Annotated in this window: 20 protein-coding genes; 5 read left to right on the top strand and 15 right to left on the bottom strand. The window is 36.9% G+C overall.

The window, feature by feature from the left end; all coding sequences use genetic code 11:
• Positions 1 to 104 precede the first annotated feature (104 nt).
• Entirely contained in the window at positions 105 to 2,237 is a 2,133-nt protein-coding gene (locus tag D0S48_RS14745) for an MMPL family transporter (protein WP_151112391.1), read from the top strand.
• 153 nt (positions 2,238 to 2,390) lie between these two features.
• Here the strand turns inward: D0S48_RS14745 and D0S48_RS14740 are convergent, their stop codons facing one another.
• Both D0S48_RS14740 and D0S48_RS14735 read right to left on the bottom strand, forming a co-directional pair.
• Positions 2,391 to 2,996, bottom strand: coding sequence for an alpha/beta hydrolase (locus tag D0S48_RS14740; protein ID WP_151112389.1), 606 nt, complete (start codon positions 2,994 to 2,996; stop codon positions 2,391 to 2,393).
• 74 nt (positions 2,997 to 3,070) lie between these two features.
• Positions 3,071 to 4,090, bottom strand: a complete 1,020-nt coding sequence (locus D0S48_RS14735; protein WP_144539437.1) for a beta-carotene 15,15'-monooxygenase — start codon at positions 4,088 to 4,090, stop codon at positions 3,071 to 3,073.
• A 98-nt stretch (positions 4,091 to 4,188) separates the two neighbouring features.
• On the opposite strand from D0S48_RS14735, the gene ade reads away from it, so the two are divergent.
• Positions 4,189 to 5,937, top strand: a complete 1,749-nt coding sequence (gene ade, locus D0S48_RS14730) for an adenine deaminase (protein WP_225321629.1) — start codon at positions 4,189 to 4,191, stop codon at positions 5,935 to 5,937.
• Positions 5,938 to 6,706: 769 nt separating this feature from the next.
• Here ade and D0S48_RS14725 read toward each other — a convergent pair.
• Both D0S48_RS14725 and D0S48_RS14720 read right to left on the bottom strand, forming a co-directional pair.
• Complete coding sequence (locus D0S48_RS14725) at positions 6,707 to 7,081, bottom strand: DUF3221 domain-containing protein (RefSeq protein WP_151112385.1); 375 nt, start codon at positions 7,079 to 7,081, stop codon at positions 6,707 to 6,709.
• A gap of 12 nt (positions 7,082 to 7,093) precedes the next feature.
• Positions 7,094 to 7,561, bottom strand: coding sequence for a hypothetical protein (locus D0S48_RS14720; protein ID WP_144539431.1), 468 nt, complete (start codon positions 7,559 to 7,561; stop codon positions 7,094 to 7,096).
• A gap of 412 nt (positions 7,562 to 7,973) precedes the next feature.
• On the opposite strand from D0S48_RS14720, the gene D0S48_RS14715 reads away from it, so the two are divergent.
• A complete protein-coding gene (locus tag D0S48_RS14715; RefSeq protein WP_144539429.1) occupies positions 7,974 to 8,348 on the top strand; it encodes a nucleotide excision repair endonuclease in 375 nt (124 codons plus the stop codon).
• 34 nt (positions 8,349 to 8,382) lie between these two features.
• Here D0S48_RS14715 and D0S48_RS14710 read toward each other — a convergent pair whose 3' ends face one another.
• The 3 genes from D0S48_RS14710 to D0S48_RS14700 form a co-directional block, all read right to left on the bottom strand.
• Complete coding sequence (locus D0S48_RS14710) at positions 8,383 to 9,375, bottom strand: NAD(P)/FAD-dependent oxidoreductase (protein ID WP_151112383.1); 993 nt, start codon at positions 9,373 to 9,375, stop codon at positions 8,383 to 8,385.
• 34 nt (positions 9,376 to 9,409) lie between these two features.
• Positions 9,410 to 9,802, bottom strand: a complete 393-nt coding sequence (locus D0S48_RS14705) for a thiol-disulfide oxidoreductase DCC family protein (RefSeq protein ID WP_151112381.1) — start codon at positions 9,800 to 9,802, stop codon at positions 9,410 to 9,412.
• 180 nt (positions 9,803 to 9,982) lie between these two features.
• Entirely contained in the window at positions 9,983 to 10,462 is a 480-nt protein-coding gene (locus D0S48_RS14700; protein ID WP_144539423.1) for a TraR/DksA C4-type zinc finger protein, read from the bottom strand.
• A gap of 132 nt (positions 10,463 to 10,594) precedes the next feature.
• Between D0S48_RS14700 and D0S48_RS14695 the strand changes: the two genes are divergently transcribed.
• On the top strand, positions 10,595 to 11,221 hold the full coding sequence (locus D0S48_RS14695) for a YfbR-like 5'-deoxynucleotidase (RefSeq protein WP_151112379.1): 627 nt from the start codon (positions 10,595 to 10,597) through the stop codon (positions 11,219 to 11,221).
• Between the two features lie 85 nt (positions 11,222 to 11,306).
• A complete protein-coding gene (locus tag D0S48_RS14690; protein ID WP_151112377.1) occupies positions 11,307 to 11,951 on the top strand; it encodes a GntR family transcriptional regulator in 645 nt (214 codons plus the stop codon).
• 109 nt (positions 11,952 to 12,060) lie between these two features.
• On the opposite strand, the gene brnQ is transcribed toward D0S48_RS14690, so the two are convergent.
• From brnQ to D0S48_RS14650, 8 genes are all read right to left on the bottom strand, one after another.
• Positions 12,061 to 13,422 carry a branched-chain amino acid transport system II carrier protein gene (brnQ, locus tag D0S48_RS14685; protein WP_151112375.1) on the bottom strand — a complete coding sequence of 454 codons (1,362 nt, stop codon included), beginning with the start codon at positions 13,420 to 13,422 and terminating at the stop codon, positions 12,061 to 12,063.
• A 222-nt stretch (positions 13,423 to 13,644) separates the two neighbouring features.
• A complete protein-coding gene (locus tag D0S48_RS14680; RefSeq protein ID WP_144539414.1) occupies positions 13,645 to 14,022 on the bottom strand; it encodes a Na+/H+ antiporter subunit G in 378 nt (125 codons plus the stop codon).
• On the bottom strand, positions 14,000 to 14,284 hold the full coding sequence (locus D0S48_RS14675; protein WP_144539412.1) for a Na(+)/H(+) antiporter subunit F1: 285 nt from the start codon (positions 14,282 to 14,284) through the stop codon (positions 14,000 to 14,002). Before D0S48_RS14675 ends, D0S48_RS14680 begins: the two co-directional genes overlap by 23 nt.
• A complete protein-coding gene (locus D0S48_RS14670) occupies positions 14,284 to 14,766 on the bottom strand; it encodes a Na+/H+ antiporter subunit E (protein ID WP_151112373.1) in 483 nt (160 codons plus the stop codon). Before D0S48_RS14670 ends, D0S48_RS14675 begins: the two co-directional genes overlap by 1 nt.
• Before the next feature lie 18 nt (positions 14,767 to 14,784).
• On the bottom strand, positions 14,785 to 16,269 hold the full coding sequence (locus D0S48_RS14665; protein WP_151112371.1) for a Na+/H+ antiporter subunit D: 1,485 nt from the start codon (positions 16,267 to 16,269) through the stop codon (positions 14,785 to 14,787).
• Complete coding sequence (locus tag D0S48_RS14660; RefSeq protein WP_144539406.1) at positions 16,262 to 16,600, bottom strand: Na(+)/H(+) antiporter subunit C; 339 nt, start codon at positions 16,598 to 16,600, stop codon at positions 16,262 to 16,264. Before D0S48_RS14660 ends, D0S48_RS14665 begins: the two co-directional genes overlap by 8 nt.
• Positions 16,600 to 17,025, bottom strand: coding sequence for a Na(+)/H(+) antiporter subunit B (locus D0S48_RS14655; RefSeq protein ID WP_144539404.1), 426 nt, complete (start codon positions 17,023 to 17,025; stop codon positions 16,600 to 16,602). The genes D0S48_RS14660 and D0S48_RS14655 overlap by 1 nt, the downstream gene beginning before the upstream one ends.
• Complete coding sequence (locus D0S48_RS14650) at positions 17,015 to 19,423, bottom strand: Na+/H+ antiporter subunit A (RefSeq protein ID WP_191963813.1); 2,409 nt, start codon at positions 19,421 to 19,423, stop codon at positions 17,015 to 17,017. The genes D0S48_RS14655 and D0S48_RS14650 overlap by 11 nt, the downstream gene beginning before the upstream one ends.
• Positions 19,424 to 19,819: the final 396 nt, after the last annotated feature.

The following is a 19,819-nucleotide window of genomic DNA, read 5'->3' as shown; positions in this document are numbered from 1 at the left end:
TTGAACTTACTTTCTATTACAATAAAAAGGAAACTCTACCACTTTGATCTTACTGTTTAAATTGTAAGCTATATATTATTTGGCTTTACCTAAGGAGGAAATATATGAAGTTTTTAGCTAACCTAGTGACACGTCACTATAAAGTCACTTTGGGAATATGGATCATCCTGTTTGCCGCTCTCGCCTTTTTTGCCCTACGTCTTCCGGGTTTATTGGAGGGCGACGGTTTTAATATGGATGGAGAACATCAGAAAGTAATGGATGAGCTTACGGAAACCTTTGACCTTCCAGCAGAGACGCTCTTTGTTGTATTTGATAAAACATCGGAACAACAAATCGAGGAAACGTTAAATGATATAGAAGATTTAAAGATTGTAAAGGACATTCAATCACCATTAGAGGATCCTGCTCTACATAAGGAAAATGTATCCTATGCAATGCTACATTTTAACAATGATACTGAAAGTATGTCTGAAGTAGTAGATGAAATTCGTGAATCTATCGGCAACCAAGAGGGCATCACCTTAACCGGTGCAGCTGCCATCAATAAAGATATTAATGCCGCAAGTCAAAAGGATTTAGCTAGTGCCGAAGCCATAGGTCTTCCGATTGCCCTAGTCGTGCTGCTCCTTGCATTTGGAAGTGTGGTAGCCGCCCTGGTTCCAATTGCTATCGGTATTGTAACGGTAGTTTCCGCACTTGGAGTCCTGACATTCTTTGGTGGATCCCTAGACTTATCTATTTTCGTATTGAACATAGTCCCAATGCTAGGGCTAGCACTTAGTATTGATTTTGCATTATTGCTCATCAATCGTTATAAGGAAGAGCTCGCCGAAAATTCTGTTATAGAAGCAGTACAAATTTCTGTAAAAACAGCGGGTCGCTCTATTATTTTTTCTGCGCTTTGTGTATTTATTGGCTTAGGAGCCATGTTTGTTTTAGAAGTAGAAATCTTTCAAAATATTGCTCTTGGTGGAATGTTAGTTGTTGCTTTAGCAGTTTTAGGCTCAATTACACTCCTACCTGCCTTACTCATGGTATTAGGAGAACGCATCAATAAATGGACCCTTCTTCGTGTGAAGCCTGGTGCTACTACTAAATGGAGAAATTTTGCCTCCTTCGTTATGAAGCGACCGGTCACTTTAATAATTGTTGCTTTGGTATTGCTAGGAATTGGTATAATTCCAGTTAAAGAGATGAGGTTAACAATTCCATCTGTAGATTCTCTTCCAGAGGACTATGATTCGCGACAAGCGTATGAATTGATGGAAGATGAGTTTGATATGGGGGACCAGTCTACGATCTATGTAATTGCTGATCGTCCAGATGGTTGGGAAAATACAGATGGACTAAACTCAATTAAGGATTTAGAAAAGCAATTGTTGAACGATCCCGATGTAAAATCGATAGATACGATTTTCACAGCCAGTGAGATATCGACAGTCGAACAATGGGAGCAAAGCATGATGGTTCCTGAAGTTTCTAGTCAGCTTACTCCACTAGTAGAGACATTTATACAAGAAAACAAATTAATGATTCCTGTCACATTAGGGCTTAATGGCTCATCCGATGAAGCACAGGATTGGGCGAGGGAATGGGCCGACAAAGATATTGGTACAGATATTTTAATAGGCGGTCAACCGAAGTTCAACCAAGAAATATTCGATGAAATATTTGATAAGGTTGGGATTCTCCTAGCGATAATACTTGGCTCTACCTTTGTCATACTAACTGTTGCATTCCGTTCAGTGCTAATCCCTTTAAAAGCTATCATCATGAATGTTATTGGTTTGGCTTCGACGTTTGGCATACTGGTTTATATATTTCAATATGGTCATTTTGGTTTAGAGGAAACGACTATTGCTTTAATTATTCCGGTAATTGTCTTCAGTCTAGTGTTTGGGCTAAGTATGGATTATGAGGTATTCTTGATATCACGCATTCAAGAGGAGTACTTGAAGCATCACAACAATACTAAGGCAACGGTAGATGGGTTGACCTCTACTAGCAAAATTATTACCTCTGCTGCATTAATCATGATTGTCATAACTGGAGCATTTGCCTTCACGGAAGTAATGCCTGTTAAGCAGATCGGTATAGGTATAGCTATTGCTGTGGCTATAGATGCTTCCATCATACGCTTGCTTCTAGTACCAAGCCTGATGAAGCTCTTCGGTAATTGGAACTGGTGGTTGCCTTTTAGAAAAGGACCTTACAAAGCAAAGAACTTTCATTAAGTTGAAGTTACAAACTAATAGTAAAACATCATGGTTTAAGTGAATGATGCGATTGCCATTACTTAAATAAACATGACACAATAAAAAAAGCCTAGTAGATATTCAAAACCTACTAGGCCTTTTTATGCTTTATCGTGAGCTGAACAATTTTTCTTATAAGTTCTTTTTATACCATTCCTTAGCAGCTTGCACTTCGTCTTGCGTCAATTGGTGACCATATTCATGCCAATATAGTTCTACGTTTGCTCCTGAATCCTGCAATATATCTCTCAGTTCTTGGGATTCTGGTGCTGGACACATAAAATCATTCTTCCCTGCCCCGATGAACACAGGCGTACCAGGCATTGTTGGAACCTCTACGCCGCGTCGTGGCACCATTGGGTGATGGAGAATCGCACCCTGGAAGACATCTTTGTATTCAAACAAAAGGTTTCCTGCAATATTGGCTCCATTTGAATAACCAATTACAACTACTTTATCACGGTCAAATTTGTAATTATTAGCCGCTTCTTCGATGAAGTTTTTTAACTCCTCTGTACGGGCTTGTAAGTCCTCAAGATCAAATACGCCTTCCGCAAGACGTTTAAAAAATCGTGGCATTCCATTTTCTAATACATTCCCACGTACACTTAGAATATTTGCAGAGCTGTCTATTTCCTTTCCTAATCCCACTAGGTCATGCTCATTTCCACCTGTACCATGCAGTAATAATAAGGTCGGTTTCGAAGAATCCTCACCTTGCATAAATAAATGCTTCATAACAATAGCTCCTCTTTTATCTCGAATTTGAGATAATTATAGCCAAGTTATAATCTCTCGTCAAATAATGTGTTTTACTGCACTTTTAATAGTTCCATCAGCTTCGTCGGTTCATCTACACGGATGGCGAATTGTGTCACCCTCTTTTCCTTGCCCATGAACATAGTCGCCTCTACAGGCTCATGTAAGTGTATTATTGCCTGAGGCTCTAGTGTTTCAAAATCACGATACATAAATTTAAGGACATTTTTATCTGGTAAGGGTGCACCCCATTCTACTTCTTTAATCAGATGAAGAGGGACAATTATTCGAACACTTAGTCCTTGTGTCACATACAATTTTTCGTCTTTTATCTCCGCTGGGTGTAGTCGAGTCACTTGAATGTCAGCTAAGAAATAGAAAACACTATAAATATTTAAAGCTAATAGGACCAAAGACAATATAACAGATTTATCATGTAGCCACCAATGAAGACCAATTGTTTCAATAACAATTGCATGAATAAGCATTATATTAAAGGCTATATAGCTTGTCTTTTTATGCAGGGTAATTACATTTGGATGACTCGGGGCCTCCTTTTTCCAAGTAAAAATTGCATAATAAAACATTAAAAATTCGGAAATGATAATACGGATAAGAATATTTTTTGTAACTACTTCCTTAACAGAAGGTATCAAGCTATATAGTGCCGAAGTCTTCATATCAGTCATATGCAATTTAATCTTTGGAATCTTGTAAATGACTAGAAAAACTAGGCTTAACTCTGCCAAAATTAACAATACTTCAAAAGCAATACCAATATAAAGCAACCCCGAAAACGGAGCAAATAATTCAAAAGGTATAAAAAATCTAGCTATGAACACACCACCAACCATAAGACCGATTACTTGTTTGATAGAAATTTTAAAGGTGGCATAGACTAATAAAGGTGCTACAATAGCTAAATCAATAAGAGACCCTATTGCTACGCCACTGTGAAGTTGAAGTGAAAAGAAGTCCTGCACCTGTGGGCGATACAATAGAAAATTAGACAGAAGCACGAGCAAAAGAAAGGCTAATGCAATATTGGCGGCCTGTGTTTTTCGATAAATCATCTCTATTCCCCCTATACGATTATAATTTCATTATAACTTTCCTTATACTCGCAGTTCTACTAGAATTAGTAAATTATTCAGAAAAGGAGCACGACTTTGTGAACATTAATCCAAAGCAACTAAAAGATAGAATTCTTGTTTCCCAAGGGAAAGCAAAAGCTGATTTTATTCTTCGAAATGCAAAGGTGGCAGATGTCTATTCTTTAGAATGGAGATTAGCAGATATTGTAGTATCCAGCGGAAATATCGTGGCTGTTGATACAACAAACACTTTTGAAGCGAAGTCTGAGGAAGATGCAAAAGGTAAATATGTCATTCCAGGTCTAATAGATGCTCATATACATATTGAATCTTCTATGGTAACTCCATCTGCATTTAGTGATATTCTCCTTCCGCGCGGCGTTACAACAGTTATCACTGATCCACATGAGATAGCAAATGTCTCAGGACCTGATGGCATCCAATTTATGCTGGATGATGCTCAAAAAAGTGAAATGGATATTTTTATTATGCTGCCCTCTAGTGTTCCATCTACTCCTTTCGAAAATTCCGGAGCTGTCTTAAAAGCTGAAGACTTACAACCATTTTTAAGCAAAGAAGAGGTTCTAGGCTTAGCTGAAGTAATGGACTTTCCTGCAGTGCTTTCCGGAGATCCTGAGATGCTAGACAAGCTTATAATGGCCATCGAAGCTAATGTCCAAATAGATGGCCACGGAGCTGGGCTTAAATCAAATCAAATTAGGGGCTACCGAGTGGCAGGAATCCAAACTGATCATGAATGTGTAACTGCCGAGGAAGCATTGGATAGGATTTCACAGGGCATGTATGTTTTGATAAGAGAAGGGTCTGCTGCCAAAAACTTAAAAGATATTCTACCTGCCGTAAATACGCACAACGCTCGTCGATTTATGTTTTGTACTGATGACAAACATTTGGACGAGCTAATAAAAGAAGGAAGTATTGACCATTCCATCCGTCTAGCTATTAACGAAGGTATGGAGCCCTTACAGGCAATTCAGCTAGCAACCTTAAATGCAGCAGAATGCTATAAACTTCACAACAAAGGGGCAATAGCTCCAGGTTTTAACGCCGACTTTTTTATGATAGATAATCTAGAATCATTTCGTGCAGTTTCTGTATGGAAGAATGGGCAAAAAATTGCAGAAAATAACGTGATGTTAAAAAAAGAATCTTTCCAAAACTACCTCTCCAAAGAAATTACAGAGACCGTTCACCTACCTAGACTTTCTGTTTCTGATTTTTCCATTCCTATTACGAACGATGGAACGGCCAATGTAATAGAAATAATGCCCAATCAAATCACTACTCGCAAAAAAATTGTCAAAATTCCTGTTTCCGATGGTCTGTTTACTCCTTGTACAGAGAAAGATTTCCTTAAACTTGCAGTGATTGAACGTCATCAAGCAACTGGAAATATTGGTCTCGGAGTTGTAAACGGATTTGGCCTTCAGAAGGGGGCAATAGCAACTACTGTTGCTCATGATTCCCATAACATGATTGTACTTGGGACAAATGATGAGGATATGCTTGCAGCCTGTAAGTACTTGCAAAGTATACAGGGAGGATTTGTAATTATGGATGAAGGAAAGGTAATGGCTTCCCTCGCCTTGCCTATAGCAGGGCTGATGTCAGATAAACCTGCACATCAAACCGTCGAGGAGTTAGAGGCTTTACACGATGCACTACACTTAATACATCCTCATTTAGACTTTCATTTGTTTTTAACTTTATCTTTCGTAAGCCTACCAGTCATACCAGAATTAAAGCTCACTGATACAGGACTTTTTGATGTCGTGAATTTCAAGCACATACCCATACAGGCATAATGCAAAATAAAAGAGCCCCCTTAATACAACTACATCTTAACCATTATTACAGCATATAGGATTGAATCGTCCTTCTAAAGTAGAAATCAGCCTTCTATGGATGCTTTTCCTGTAATTTAGTATTGAGTTATTTATCCAAGCAACTTTCTCATTTCTATGCAACTTATGATTGAAGCGACAGGCGGCGACTCCGGTGGGATGAGGGAGACAGATAAGACATCGCAAACGACGCGTAAGCGACGGTGATGGCTTATCGCTCACCCCACGGAAAGCGTCCGCCTAAAGCGAAATCAACCTTATGTGGATGCTTTTCCTGTAATTTAGTATTGAGTTATTTATCCAAGCGACTTTCTCATTTCTATACAACTTATGATTGAAGCGACAGGCGGCGACTCCGGTGGGATGAGGGAGTCAGATAAGACATCGCAAACGACGCGTGAGCGACGGTGATGGCTTATCGCTCACCCCACGGAAAGCGTCCGCCTAAAGCGGAATCAGCCTTATGTGGATGCTTTTCCTGTAATTTAGTATTGAGTTATTTATCCAAGCGACTTTCTCATTTCTATACAACTTATGATTGAAGCGACAGGCGGCGACTCCGGTGGGATGAGGGAGTCAGATAAGACATCGCAAACGACGCGTGAGCGACGGTGATGGCTTATCGCTCACCCCACGGAAAGCGTCCGCCTAAAGCGGAATCAGCCTTCTCTTGCTGATTTTGAGTTAGAAAAAAAATCTCCATAGCGATAATCACTAAGGAGATTTGTATTCATTCATCTAACTTTTCAATTGTTTTAGCTTCACCTGAAGCTGGATGAGATTCTTGTAAAGACTCATATCCAACTTTAACTAGGTCATATAACTCGAAATCGTTGCGCTGAGCCATCGAAATTCTAAACCAAGTGGCATTTGTTCCAGCTTCTATCGCTTCTTCTACCGTTAACTGTGTTGCTTCCTCTTCAGTTAAATCTCCTACAACAAGGATACCGCTATCCTCCGTATCAATAATAATTCCAGTAGTATAGCCTATCGGCTGTGTTTGTGTAGGATTATTCTCGAAAAAGTTCATGATGAAGTAAAATGTAGCTCCGATAGCTACGAGTAAAATCGCTATAATAATTACTACAGTCGATTTTCCCTTCATATGAAAACCTCCTTATCTTTTTCCACGTCGGAAGCCTTCTTCTAAAAGATAAGCTTTTGCTTCATCATAGGAGCCAAAGCTTTCTTCTAGGTTGTAGCCATGATAAATATTCCAAAGAGTATCCTCTTGTAAAAGAGTCAATTTAGAGCTTTCTTTGTTTGTCCACTCCTCTTCTACTTCTTCATCAAAGGCTTCTTCCTCCTCCGTTGCCAAGTAGTCAATAGAGTCTTTAATCATTTTACGAAGCTCATCTGCTGATACTTCTCGAATATTCACTAATCCTTTTTCTTTTGCTTCATATTGAGGAAGATCTCCAACATAAACAAAACCATTTCCGTTTGGATGTAAATGGTAGATTACTGTAGTTTTATCGTATAAGCTCTCTTCATAATGGTAGTTAACTCGCTTCATGGATACTTCCTTACGAGTTAGTTCCGGAAATTCTTGAATAATTGCTTCTTTTTCTTCAAATGTTAGCATATGATTCCTCTTTCTTTTCTTATCATTAGTATATTATTATACCATAAACTCTATCCTCTTCGCGTCCACCACTCTGCTACTATAACAAAACAAATGACAACAGCAATTGCTACTGCAAAAAACCATTCTGGTAAGCTGCCCAAATTATAATCCTCCTAGCACATCCACATACCTTACAAATGTGAATACTATTTTCTAAACTAGTTGAGGAAAATAACTTCTCCCCATCTTTCCTAGTGTCACTCTACCCTTTTTTAGCATAATGCTTCTAACTATACATCTTTTTAAAGATCCTTATCTCTGTTGCTAAATTAACTTCGTACCTCGTAAGTTTAATCCTGCCTCTTTCGAATAGATATTACCGCTCCAATGTGATAAACTAAGGGACAGACAATAAGAGGACGTGAGAGAAATGATTAAAATCGAATTACCAAAACCAACTGTAACAATTACTCAACGTAAGCAAGCACTAAATGAAGGAGAAGTTGAAATCCCATCAATTTACGGATTTATCGACTTCCACCAAATTCCTAGAGATAAAGGCGGCATTTTTATGTTTTATAACAAAAATGATGAGCTATTATTCGTAGGAAAAGCACGTAAAATTCGTCAACGCATTAAAAAACACTTTGAGGATAATGTTTCTCCAATGATTAAGCATCGCGAAGAAGTGTATAAAATTAGTGTTTGTGTAGTTGAAGAGCCAATGGATCGTGAAATATATGAAACATATGCCATCAATACATTAAAAGCAAAATATAACATCGATAAAGTATTTTACAAATAAAAATCTCATGCCTCCTAATAGAGGCATGGGATTTTTATTTGGATTCTTCAAAAAGACTGGTACTATGTTTTGGCTGCACTCGAGCTTTTGGGTCTATGAAGGCTTTAATATGACTGATTGCATTAGGGACTTCTCCGAATCCAACAGCTATTAGCTTCACTTTCCCAGCGTGTGTACACACATCACCCGCAGCATATATTCCTTCTACACTTGTTTCCATCTTTTCATTGACTACTACCGAGTTCTTTTCCATCTCGAGGCCCCAGCTTTTGAGTGGTCCAAGCGAGGCAACATTTCCGTAGTTGACTAGCACATGATCTACCGGGATGTTTTCCTCTATCTTGTCCTTACTTACCACTACAACTTCTTGAATACGTTCTCCATCGCCTATTAATTCTTTGATTGCATACGAGGTTTTAACAACTACCTTTGAATTATCTAACTGCTGAACAGATTTTTCATGCGCTGTAAATTGCTCTCGTCGATGACAAATGGTCACACTGGAAGCTATGTCCTCTAGCATTAACGACCAATCTAATGCAGAATCCCCGCCACCCAAAACTAATACATTGGAATTTTGAAAGTCATTTAAATCCCTTACTTTATAATGAAGGTTTTTTCCTTCATATTCCTTGGCTCCAGGCACAGTTAATTTCCGTGGTTGGAAAGAACCAACCCCTGATGTCAGGAGAATTATTTTTGAATAATGAACCCCTTTATCAGTTTTCAATATAAAATACTCATCCTGCTTTTCAAGCTCGTTTGCAGTTTCCTCTAAACATATTGTAGGATTGCTGTAGGCAGCCTGTTCAACTAAATTAGCTACTAAATCTTTTGCCAAGATTTTAGGCAACCCTCCAATATCATATATATACTTATCCGGATAAAGTTCCATCAATTGACCGCCTAGCTCTGGAAGGCTGTCAATAATCTTAACCTTTAAATCACGGAGTCCAGCATAAAAGGAAGCAAATAAACCTGTAGGTCCTCCCCCTATAATTGTTACATCAAAAACTTCTTGCTTCATGTAATCAATCACCTCATCAATCTATTATTTACTTTTATAAAAAACGGCTTCGTACTTCTGGAGAAGGAAGCATACAGCTATCCTTTTGACCAAACCATTTATATCTATTCTTTGCGATAAATTTGTAAATACTATTTCTAATTGGTCTTGGAACAAATATAAAAATATACATGTATCTCCATATTCCTTCTAAATTTCTACATACCCTTAGCGCACCATCAGAAAATTTATAGACTTTCCCGTCTTCTATGAGAATAAAACTGTCTATATTATGAGAAATACTGTATTGTTCTTTTAATTTCATTCCTGCATCGCTTTGAAGCGCAGCAAATTGAAAATGACCTTTAGAGTCTCTTTTGATTATAAATTGAACACTGGAATCACAAAAATTACACACACCATCAAACATTACGATAGCTTCTGCCATTTTAAATTCCTCCTTGCCTCTAGTGTATCAGAAAGAATTCAGGCTGTTAAATGAGAGTGGTTGATATTTCTTAAGACTTTTGACCGATGCTAAAAAAGACATTGCTTCAACATTCTATAAAATAAAAATTAAAAAATAAAAATGATGCCCAATACCGTATTGGAATTGGCATCATTTTTATCATTTATCCTGCGGTGTATCTGATGATCCAAAGGCTTCCACATCTTCAAAGCTATTTTCAAAATCCCTGATTTCTCTTGCTTCTTTATCCACTGGATGATCAGTATCAGCATTTAGTCTATCCTCTTCTACAGGTCGAAGATCATTTACCTCTTGCTGCGCATGGTCTACACAGGTTAGAGTTGTCGGAACAGCTTCTAATCGTTCAATAGGGATTTGCTTGTCACATACACTACATTTTCCATAAGTACCCTCATCTAAAGCCTGTAAGGCATCTTTAATATCTTCTATTTCTTCTTCTGCATGCTTTCGCAGAGCCAATCTCGTATGTTGGTCAGTTAAATCAGTAGCATTATCAGCAGGATGATTGTCGTAATTAGACAACTCTGTTGTTTCAAATTCCTCATCATTATTTAAGCTTTCCTCTAGTTCGTTAAACCGATCAAGTAAATTTTCTTTTAACTTTTCATATTTCGCCATATCAATTCCTCCTTAACGTTAGTATTAGGATTACCCCAATGTAGGGAAAATAAAACTAATTAGAATTCTTGGAAGTTTCCACTACATGAATTTCGGCTATTTAGGTAATATAAAAGAAAGGAGTGATTAACAATGGGTATCCATCGTTTTTTTACGAGCATGAATGACTTAGAAAGAATCATTCGAGCACCAGGCAGGTTTAAATACGAGGAACATAACGTTGCTGCACATTCATGGAAGGTAGCTCAGTATGCTATGTTCTTTGGAACCATTGAAGAAAATAATGGTGCAGTGATTAACTGGAAATCCCTGTACGAAAAAACCATTAACCATGACTTTGCAGAGATTTTTATCGGAGATATTAAAACTCCCGTCAAACATGCTTCCCCGGAATTAAAGCAAATGCTTTCCCATGTCGAAGAAAAGATGATGGAAAAGTTTATATTAGATGAAATACCTGAAGAATTCCGTCCCGTCTTTTTCGACAGAATGAAAGAAGGTAAGGACGAAACAATAGAGGGTCGTCTACTAGAGCTGGCAGATAAAATGGACCAGGTATACGAAGCCTTTACAGAACTCCAACATGGAAATACCGATCCTGAATTTATTAAGATGTACGAGACAGCCTTACGAAAAATATTACATTTGCCATTAGAAAAGAGTGTGGCCTACTTTAAAGAAATAATGCTTCAGGACATTATGGCAGAGGAATCTGTAATTGACGTTAAAAGTATTACGCTAAAAATTTTAGTAGAATAAGGAAATCTTTCAATAAAAACTGCGATATATTGTATAATATAGTGTATAATATGATTCAACTAGGAAAATTTAAGGAGGCTGTCTCATGCCTATACCAGTCGATCATACTAAACCAGTTCGTACTACAGCGAAACTTCATGCATTTAATCAGCTTCAACAATGGATTATAGATGGTACTCTACAACCGGACGAAAAGTTAAACGATATAGAGCTAGCCCAAGCTTTAGGAGTTAGCCGGACACCCATTAGAGAATCTCTTCAGTTATTGGAATCGCAGGGCTTTGTAACGATGCAACCAGGCAGAGCAACACAGGTTACGCCAGTGGAGCCTGAAGATATCTATAACCTGCTTCCTCCACTGTCTGTATTACAAGCACTTGCAGCTGAACTAGCAACACCTAATATGGATGAAGAAACATTAAACCTGTTAGAACAAAAAAACAATGAATTTGCAGAAGCTCTGCATGCACAGAATTTTACAAAAGCATTAAAATTAGATGAGGAATTTCATCAGCTGATTGTGGCTCGAGCTAATAATCCATACATATTCTCTATGGTAGAAATGCTTCAAGCACATGTTCGTAGACTTTACTATTATGAAAAAATTAACTTAAGGGAATATTCCATTGAACAGCATAAGGAGTTAATACGATTATTCAAAGAAAAGGATATTCCAAAGCTAGCTGAAGTAATGCGTGCTAACTGGATTTATACCATTGAAAAATTCTAAAATTAAATAGTAAATAAGGGTGCACGTTATAGAGAATGCTACTTCCTATAAGATTTCACACTTAACTACAAAAGCCTATCGACAAAATTAGTCGATAGGCTTTTTAATATTAACTATTTAATGGTACTGGTCTTTTCCCATTTATTCGAGCTATAACACCTGTTATAAGAGTAATAATCACGAAAGGAACTATCCAACCAAGACCTACATCGTAAAATGGTAATACATTGTCATAGAAATCTAGGATGGATTCTAACCAACCAAAGTATTCGATTTCTAATGAATCACATAGTGCTTTTAAGCCGTCAATTATGCTTATTAGGAATGTACAAATCATTACCGCTACGTACACAAATCGTGCATGATAAAACAACGGCGACAAGAAAGCTAGCAATATCAAAACAATAGCCAATGGATATAAAAGCATTAGAACAGGTACTGAGTAAGTGATAATATTCGATAAACCAAAATTAGCAATCACACATGTAAATACACTAAAAATGATTACAAATGCTTTATAGCTAATGGAAGGAATTAACGTATGAAAGTACTCTGCACAAGCAGTAGTTAACCCAATGCTTGTTGTTAGACACGCTAGAATAATTACAATTGCTAATAGAATAGCTCCAAAGGATCCAAAGTAATGCTCCGAAGCAGCGCTTAAAACTGGTCCACCATTTTCCATTATTCCGAACAAATCAACAGAAGTAGCTCCTAAGTAACCAATACCAGCGTATATTATTCCTAAAAAGAAAATAGCTATAGCACCAGACTTGGCAGTGGCCGCTAAGATGCCCTTCTTAGAAGTTACACCCATAGAGCGAACTGCATTTATCACAATAATACCGAATACTAATGAAGCTAACGCGTCCATTGTATTGTATCCTTCTGTGAATCCTGTCATAAAAGCATTATCAATGTAACTGCCCTGTGGCGTACTAAATTCACCCATAGGTTTAAAGATTACAAACACCAATAAGATTAAGAGCCCTATTAAAATCCCTGGTGAAAGGTATTTCCCTACATTATCTACAATCTTGGATGGGTTCAAGGAAAGCCATAAAGTAAGACCAAAGAAAACGACTGTAAATATCAATAAACCGATTTGTGTATATTCTGAATTTACAAAAGGCATAATCCCAATTTCATATGAAACAGCTCCGGTTCTCGGTAAAGCGAAGAAAGGTCCAATTGTTAAATATAGCAAGGAAGTAAAAATCACAGCAAAAGTCGGATGTACTCTACTAGATAGTTCCTGTAAATTTTTACTTCCTGAGAAGCCCATTGCTAAAGTTCCTAAGAATGGAAGACCGATACCAGTTATTAAAAAGCCTATTATAGCAAACCATAAGCTTGTCCCTGCGTTTTGACCCAGACTGGCTGGAAAAATTAAGTTACCTGCTCCAAAAAACAAAGCAAATAACATTACTCCAATAACCAAATAACTTGAAAAAGATAATTTATTGTCCATTGTACTTGCCCCCTGTGATATAAAAAATAATCATTACTTTTTATTTTGTTCTAGTTGTATTAAATACATGTGCTAAATGATTATTCATCATCACTTAATTGCTAATAACAATCATGATAATACTATGAATTTATACAGAATGCAATATATTATATAAAATTAATAGAACATTTATTTAATTTAAAACATAAAAAAATAGCTAGCTAATAAAAAATCTATTAGCTAGCTATTTTTCGCGTTTTCATCTTCTTCTTCAAATAGGATTTCCGTTAAAGAATTGTCGGAAGAATTATCTGCTAATTCTACATTTGACCGATAAGCAGCTCTTGTTAAAAGGTGACCCGCAACAGGAGCAGTTAAGAAAACAAATAGTATTCCTAATATCAAACGTACACTTACGAAGCCATCATGTACCCAGAAATAGATAAACGCACCTGAAAGGGTTAGTAATACTGCAACCGTAGAGCTTTTAGTTGCAGCATGTGAGCGGGTATAAACATCGGGAAGTCTAACAATCCCAATAGCGCTAATAACACTCATTATGCTTCCTAAAAGGACAATTACAGCAGCGATTAGCTCAATTATCTGACTTACGCTCAATGATAACCCCCCTTTCAATATATCGGGCAATAGCAATTGTACTGATAAAAGCTAAAATTCCTAAAATAAGAATTGCCTCCAGAAATGCCTTTGTCTTAAGTACAATAGACACTATGGCTATTATAGATATTAGGTTAACTCCTATCATATCTAATGCTACTGCTCTATCTGGCATTGAAGGACCCTTTATAATTCGAAAAAGTGCGATTCCTATGGAGATTGCAAACAAAGAAAGTGAAAGTACTAATATTTTTTCTACCATTAGCGAGTCACCTCCATAATTGCTTTTTCGAACTTAGTTAAGGAACGCAAAACATCAGCTTTTGAAGTTTCCATATCCATCGCATGAATATAAAAGGTATCTCCCTCTGGATTTACTTCCATTACGACAGAACCAGGAGTTAAAGTAAGCAATAACGCAAGCGTCGTAATTTCCCATTCACTAGACAACTTCGTTCTATAAGTAAATATCCCTGGCTTAATCTTTAGCTTAGGACTTAATATTTGTTTACTAATAACTATACTAGATGTAGCCAATTCTCTGATAAAGATAAATATCAATTTAATAATTGCAAATAGACGCTTTAAATAAAATTGTGTTCCAAAAAATCTATGCATAAGGAACACAATCCCGATTCCTACGAAGAACCCACTTACAAAAGTTTGTAATTGTAACTCCTCAGTGTCCATGAGCAGAGTCCACAAAAACGCTATAAATAAATTAAGTAGAAATTGTGCTGGCATTGTTAATCACCTCTCCCATTACTCTTCTCCGCCTAATATCGCATCAATATATATGGCAGGATTAGACAGCGTATTTGCTGCATCAGTAACATATCCGGAAATTACCTCTGCTCCAAGTCCTAGTGCAAGCGTTCCAATACCTAGTAGGAAAATTGGAAAAATCATACCAAACTTCATAGGAGTTTCATCCTCTAAGCTGATGATTGTTTCACCGAAAATAGAGTTTAAGAATATACGAAGTAAAGAATACAGAACTACTATACTGGAGAGGAATGCCAAAGCCAATAAAATATATGATCCTGACTCTATCGCCCCTTGTCCTACTAAAATTTTCCCTACGAAACCACTAAGTGGTGGAATTCCAGCTAAAGAACAAGTAACAACAAAGAACAGCCAACCAAGTAAAGGATAGTTTTTTATTAAACCACTAATTTCATTAATCTTTGTTTTTCCTGTTAAAGAAATCATCGTACCCACCAATAAAAATAGCATTGCTTTAGCAATCATGTCGTGCACTATATAATAAATTGATCCCTCAATGGCTACAGGAGTTCCTATCGCTAAACCTACAAGCATAAATCCTACTGCAATCACTACATTATAGGAGGCTATTAATCGTAAATCCTTATAAGCGATTGCTCCCATACAGCCAACGACGAGTGTAATACCAGCCATAACACCAATAATCGTGTGAGTTATTAGCGTATCGTGATAAAAAATGATCGTAAAGGTACGGAACAATGCATAGATACCTACCTTTGTTAAAAGAGCTCCAAATAAGGCAGCGATTGCCATAGGAGGCGCACTATATGAACCTGGCAACCAAAAGAATAGTAGAAGCCCTGCTTTTATACTAAATACGACTAAAAATAGTATACCTATAGTTGTTAGCAAGGGATCTTGCCCTGCTTCAGCTACTCTTTCTGAAAGGTGTGCCATATTGAGCGTTCCAAGAGAACCATATAAATAGGCAAGCGCTAGTAGGAAGAACCATGAAGCAATTACATTAATCACCACATATTTAATAGATTCTCTTAGCTGGCGTTTTGTACCACCCAATGTTATTAGCACATAAGATGCCAGAAGCGTAACTTCGAAACACACAAATAGGTTAAACATATCACCAGTTAAAAACGATCCGTTTACTCCAGCTAATAGGAACAACACAAACGGATAAAAGTACATCTTCTCGTGTCTTTCTCCAATGGAAGAGAAAGCATACATAACACAAAGTGCAGTTACAATGCTTGCAGTAAGCACTAGTAGCACTGAAAACGAATCAGCAACAAATAGAATTCCAAACGGAGGCTTCCACCCACCAAAATCCAATCGAAGAATTCCTTCTAATTGAATCTTATTTAAGATAAATACACTAATCCCGGTGATTGATAACACCGTCAATAAAGTAATGATACGTTGCAGCTTAATATATCGATTAAAGAATACTAATAATACTCCTATCATTATAGGAATTATTAAAGGCAAGACAATTATATTATTCATCATTTGTTCCTCTCAATGCATCCAGGTCATCTGTGCCAATATCCTGATACGCTCGGTATGCAAGAACAAGTATGAAAGCTGTTACTGCAAAGCTTATTACAATAGCAGTTAATATCAAGGCTTGTGGCAACGCATCTGTATAAGGACCATCTGCTTCCTTTAACAAAGGCACATTCCCTCTTTTTAAATCTCCCATAGTCAATATGAGTAAATGAGCTGCATGTGATAACACCGCAGTCCCTAAAATTACTCGAATAATATTACGTGAAAGGATTAGATAAGTAGCAACGGCAACTAAAATACCGATCAATATAACCATAATTGTTTCCATTAGCTATCATCCTCACTTATGCTTAAAATTATTGTAACTAGCACCCCAACTACCGTTAAAGCCACTCCTGCTTCAAAGATTGTGACGGTTGTAAGCTCTGTTTTACCGAAAATAGGCAAATCAAAATAGGCAAATGATTGTGACATAAATGGCACCCCAAATATCAATGAACCAAAACCGGTTGCTGTTGCTAATAGCACTCCCACAGCAGCTACTAACTTAAAGTCTAAGGGAAGACTATTATGAACCTTTTCTATGCCATTCGATAAGTACAGCAGAACAAATGCTGAGGCTAATACTAAGCCTCCGATGAAGCCTCCTCCCGGCGTGTTATGACCTGAAAGAAATAAATAAACCCCAAAGGTTAAAATAATAAACACACCTATTTTAGCAACATTTCGAAGAATAACATCATTAATTTTCACTATCGGTATCCTCCTTTTTTGCTCTAAGCTTAATCATGGTATATACACCTAAGCCAGCTATAAAGAGAACGACTACTTCTAACATAGTATCAAAGCCACGGAAATCCCCTAATATAGCATTAACAATATTAGTTCCTCCAGCTAAATTATAAGCATCTTCAAATAGGTAAGAAATCCTTTCAAACTGGTCATAATTTAACACAGACAAACCAACTAAAACTACTACTAGCCCTACCCCGATTGATATAATGGCATTCATGTTCTTGGTTTTCAAGGATACTTTTTCTTTTTTCCAATCTGGTAAATGAGAGAACGCCAATAGGAAAAGTGCAGTGGTTACTGACTCAACTACCAATTGTGTCAATGCGAGATCAGGAGCTCTGAATATTACAAAGAAAATAGCTACGGTATAACCTAAAACTCCATTGAGTAAAGTTGCAGTAATTCTCGATTTAGCACGTAGCATGGCCAAGCTAGCAATTACCATAATAATCACCAAAATAATCTCATATGCACTAAACTTAGCACTTGGAGTTGTATCAACTGAAAATGCACCCGAAATTATTAAATAGCCACCAACTGTCACAATAAAGAATATATAAATATATAGAAGATAGTCTCTTAAATAACCTGTCATATAACTTTTCGTTGTAACTGTAGACTGCTTCTCTGAAAAATTTAAAAAGTTGGTATATAAAGCATTAAAGGAATATTTCTGTGGTAATATGCTATAAATTGGTCTCCAATATTTTAAAATCTTAAAAAGAAGAAAACCGACAACTATTACTCCAATTGTCATCTGTAGCTCCGTATTAAAACCATGCCATGCGTAAATAGAAGGTGTTAGTTTCTCCGGATCACCAAAAGTTGGATAGATACTAGCCATTGCTGGCTTCAATATATAATTCCCTAATATATTTGGAAAGAAAAATATACCTACAACAAAAACGCTTAATATGATTGGCGATATAAGCATACCAATCGGTGCTTCATGAATCGGTTTATCCAGTTTTTCCGGCTGTGCATCACCCAGAAAGGTTTTAAAGATGAAAATCATACAATATACAAACGTTAGCACACTCCCTATCCATGCGATGACCGGGAAAATAATACCCCAATTTTGCAAGGAGAAGACATCTGCCTCCATTATATAAACGGTAGCCGTAAAAAACATTTCCTTACTTAAAAATCCATTAAATGGCGGCAATCCTGCCATTGATAAGCTACCGATTGTACCTACTGTAAAAGTAATCGGCATTAAAGTCATTAACCCGCCTAATCTTCGAATATCCCGTGTTCCAAGCTCGTGGTCAAGGATACCAACAACCATAAACAGAGCACCCTTAAATGTGGAATGATTAATCATATGGAATAGCGCTGCAAAGGTGGCCTGAGTATAAATAACCGAATCCTCAGAGTAACCATATTGTAATGCAACTGAACCAAGACCTAGTAAACTCATAATTAGGCCAAGCTGACTAACTGTGGAGAAAGCAAGTAATGCCTTTAAATCTGTTTGCTTAACTGCATTGAAGGACCCCCAGAACATGGTGATCATCCCAACAATACTAACTGTCCAAAACCATATTTGGTCTACTCCAAATATTGGTGTAAAACGCGCCACCAAATATATTCCTGCTTTAACCATAGTTGCTGAATGTAAGTAAGCACTAACTGGTGTCGGCGCTTCCATCGCATCTGGTAACCATATGTGGAATGGAAACTGTGCAGATTTAGTGAATGCACCCAACAGGATTAAAATCATGGCAGGTATGAATAAATGATGATTCGTAATTTCCAATACCATCGGAATGATTTCTCGAATACTGAAGGTGCCAGTCATTGTATGTAGCATGATAAATCCTACTAGCATTGCTATACCACCGCTGACAGTAATAAGCATAGCCTTTTGAGCCCCACGTCTAGAAGCATTACGATGGCTCCAGAAGGCTATTAATAAGAAAGAGGAAACACTCGTTAGTTCCCAAAACACATATAAAACCATCAGGTTATCAGAAAACACTACACCTAGCATGGCTCCCATAAATAACAAGAGGTAACAATAAAAATGATGTAAAGATTCCTTAGTGGAAAGATAAAAAATAGAATATAGTATAACTAAACTACCTACACCAGTAATAAGTAAACCTAATATTATACTTAGACCATCTAAATAAGTAGTGAAGTTTATATCTAATGAGGGGATCCAGCTATATGTGTGAGAGTATGTTTTTCCACTTGCAATTGAGGGAATATAGCTTGCAAGCATTGCAAACAAGATGGTCGGTACTAGCAACACAAACCAACCAATATGTATTTTTTTAAAATTCCTATAAAAAATCGGTATAATTGCGGCTACTATAAAAGGTAAAATAATAGCAAAGTTAACAGAAAACAAATTGTAACCTCCTATTTCCATATATTGAGGGTATTTTCTATATAGAAAGATTTATTTCATTTGAAAGAGAGACTTGACTATAAGGGTAACTAGTTGCATAATAGGATTCCATATGGGGTTCCAATAAGAGCATTAGTTGAAACAGGGGTGTTTACCATTGCTGAATTTAAGCTAACTTGTTTGGTGTGATTTATAACGAAATGAGTGGCTACAAAACGTATAGACAAGGACAGTTAATAGTCCTATTTATAGAGGGTATGTCCAATGCATAAGAGGTTAGGAGCAAAACAATCCTCTATGCAAATTTTAATAGTGAATCAAAGACAATTTTTTTAAAACATTTAGAGCATATGGTAAATCTTTAGAACTCCTTAAAAATAACTAATAGTATTTTCA

This window comes from Psychrobacillus sp. AK 1817 (assembly GCF_008807035.1).
Taxonomy (GTDB): domain Bacteria; phylum Bacillota; class Bacilli; order Bacillales_A; family Planococcaceae; genus Psychrobacillus; species Psychrobacillus faecigallinarum.
This window is presented reverse-complemented; position numbering and strand designations above follow the sequence as displayed.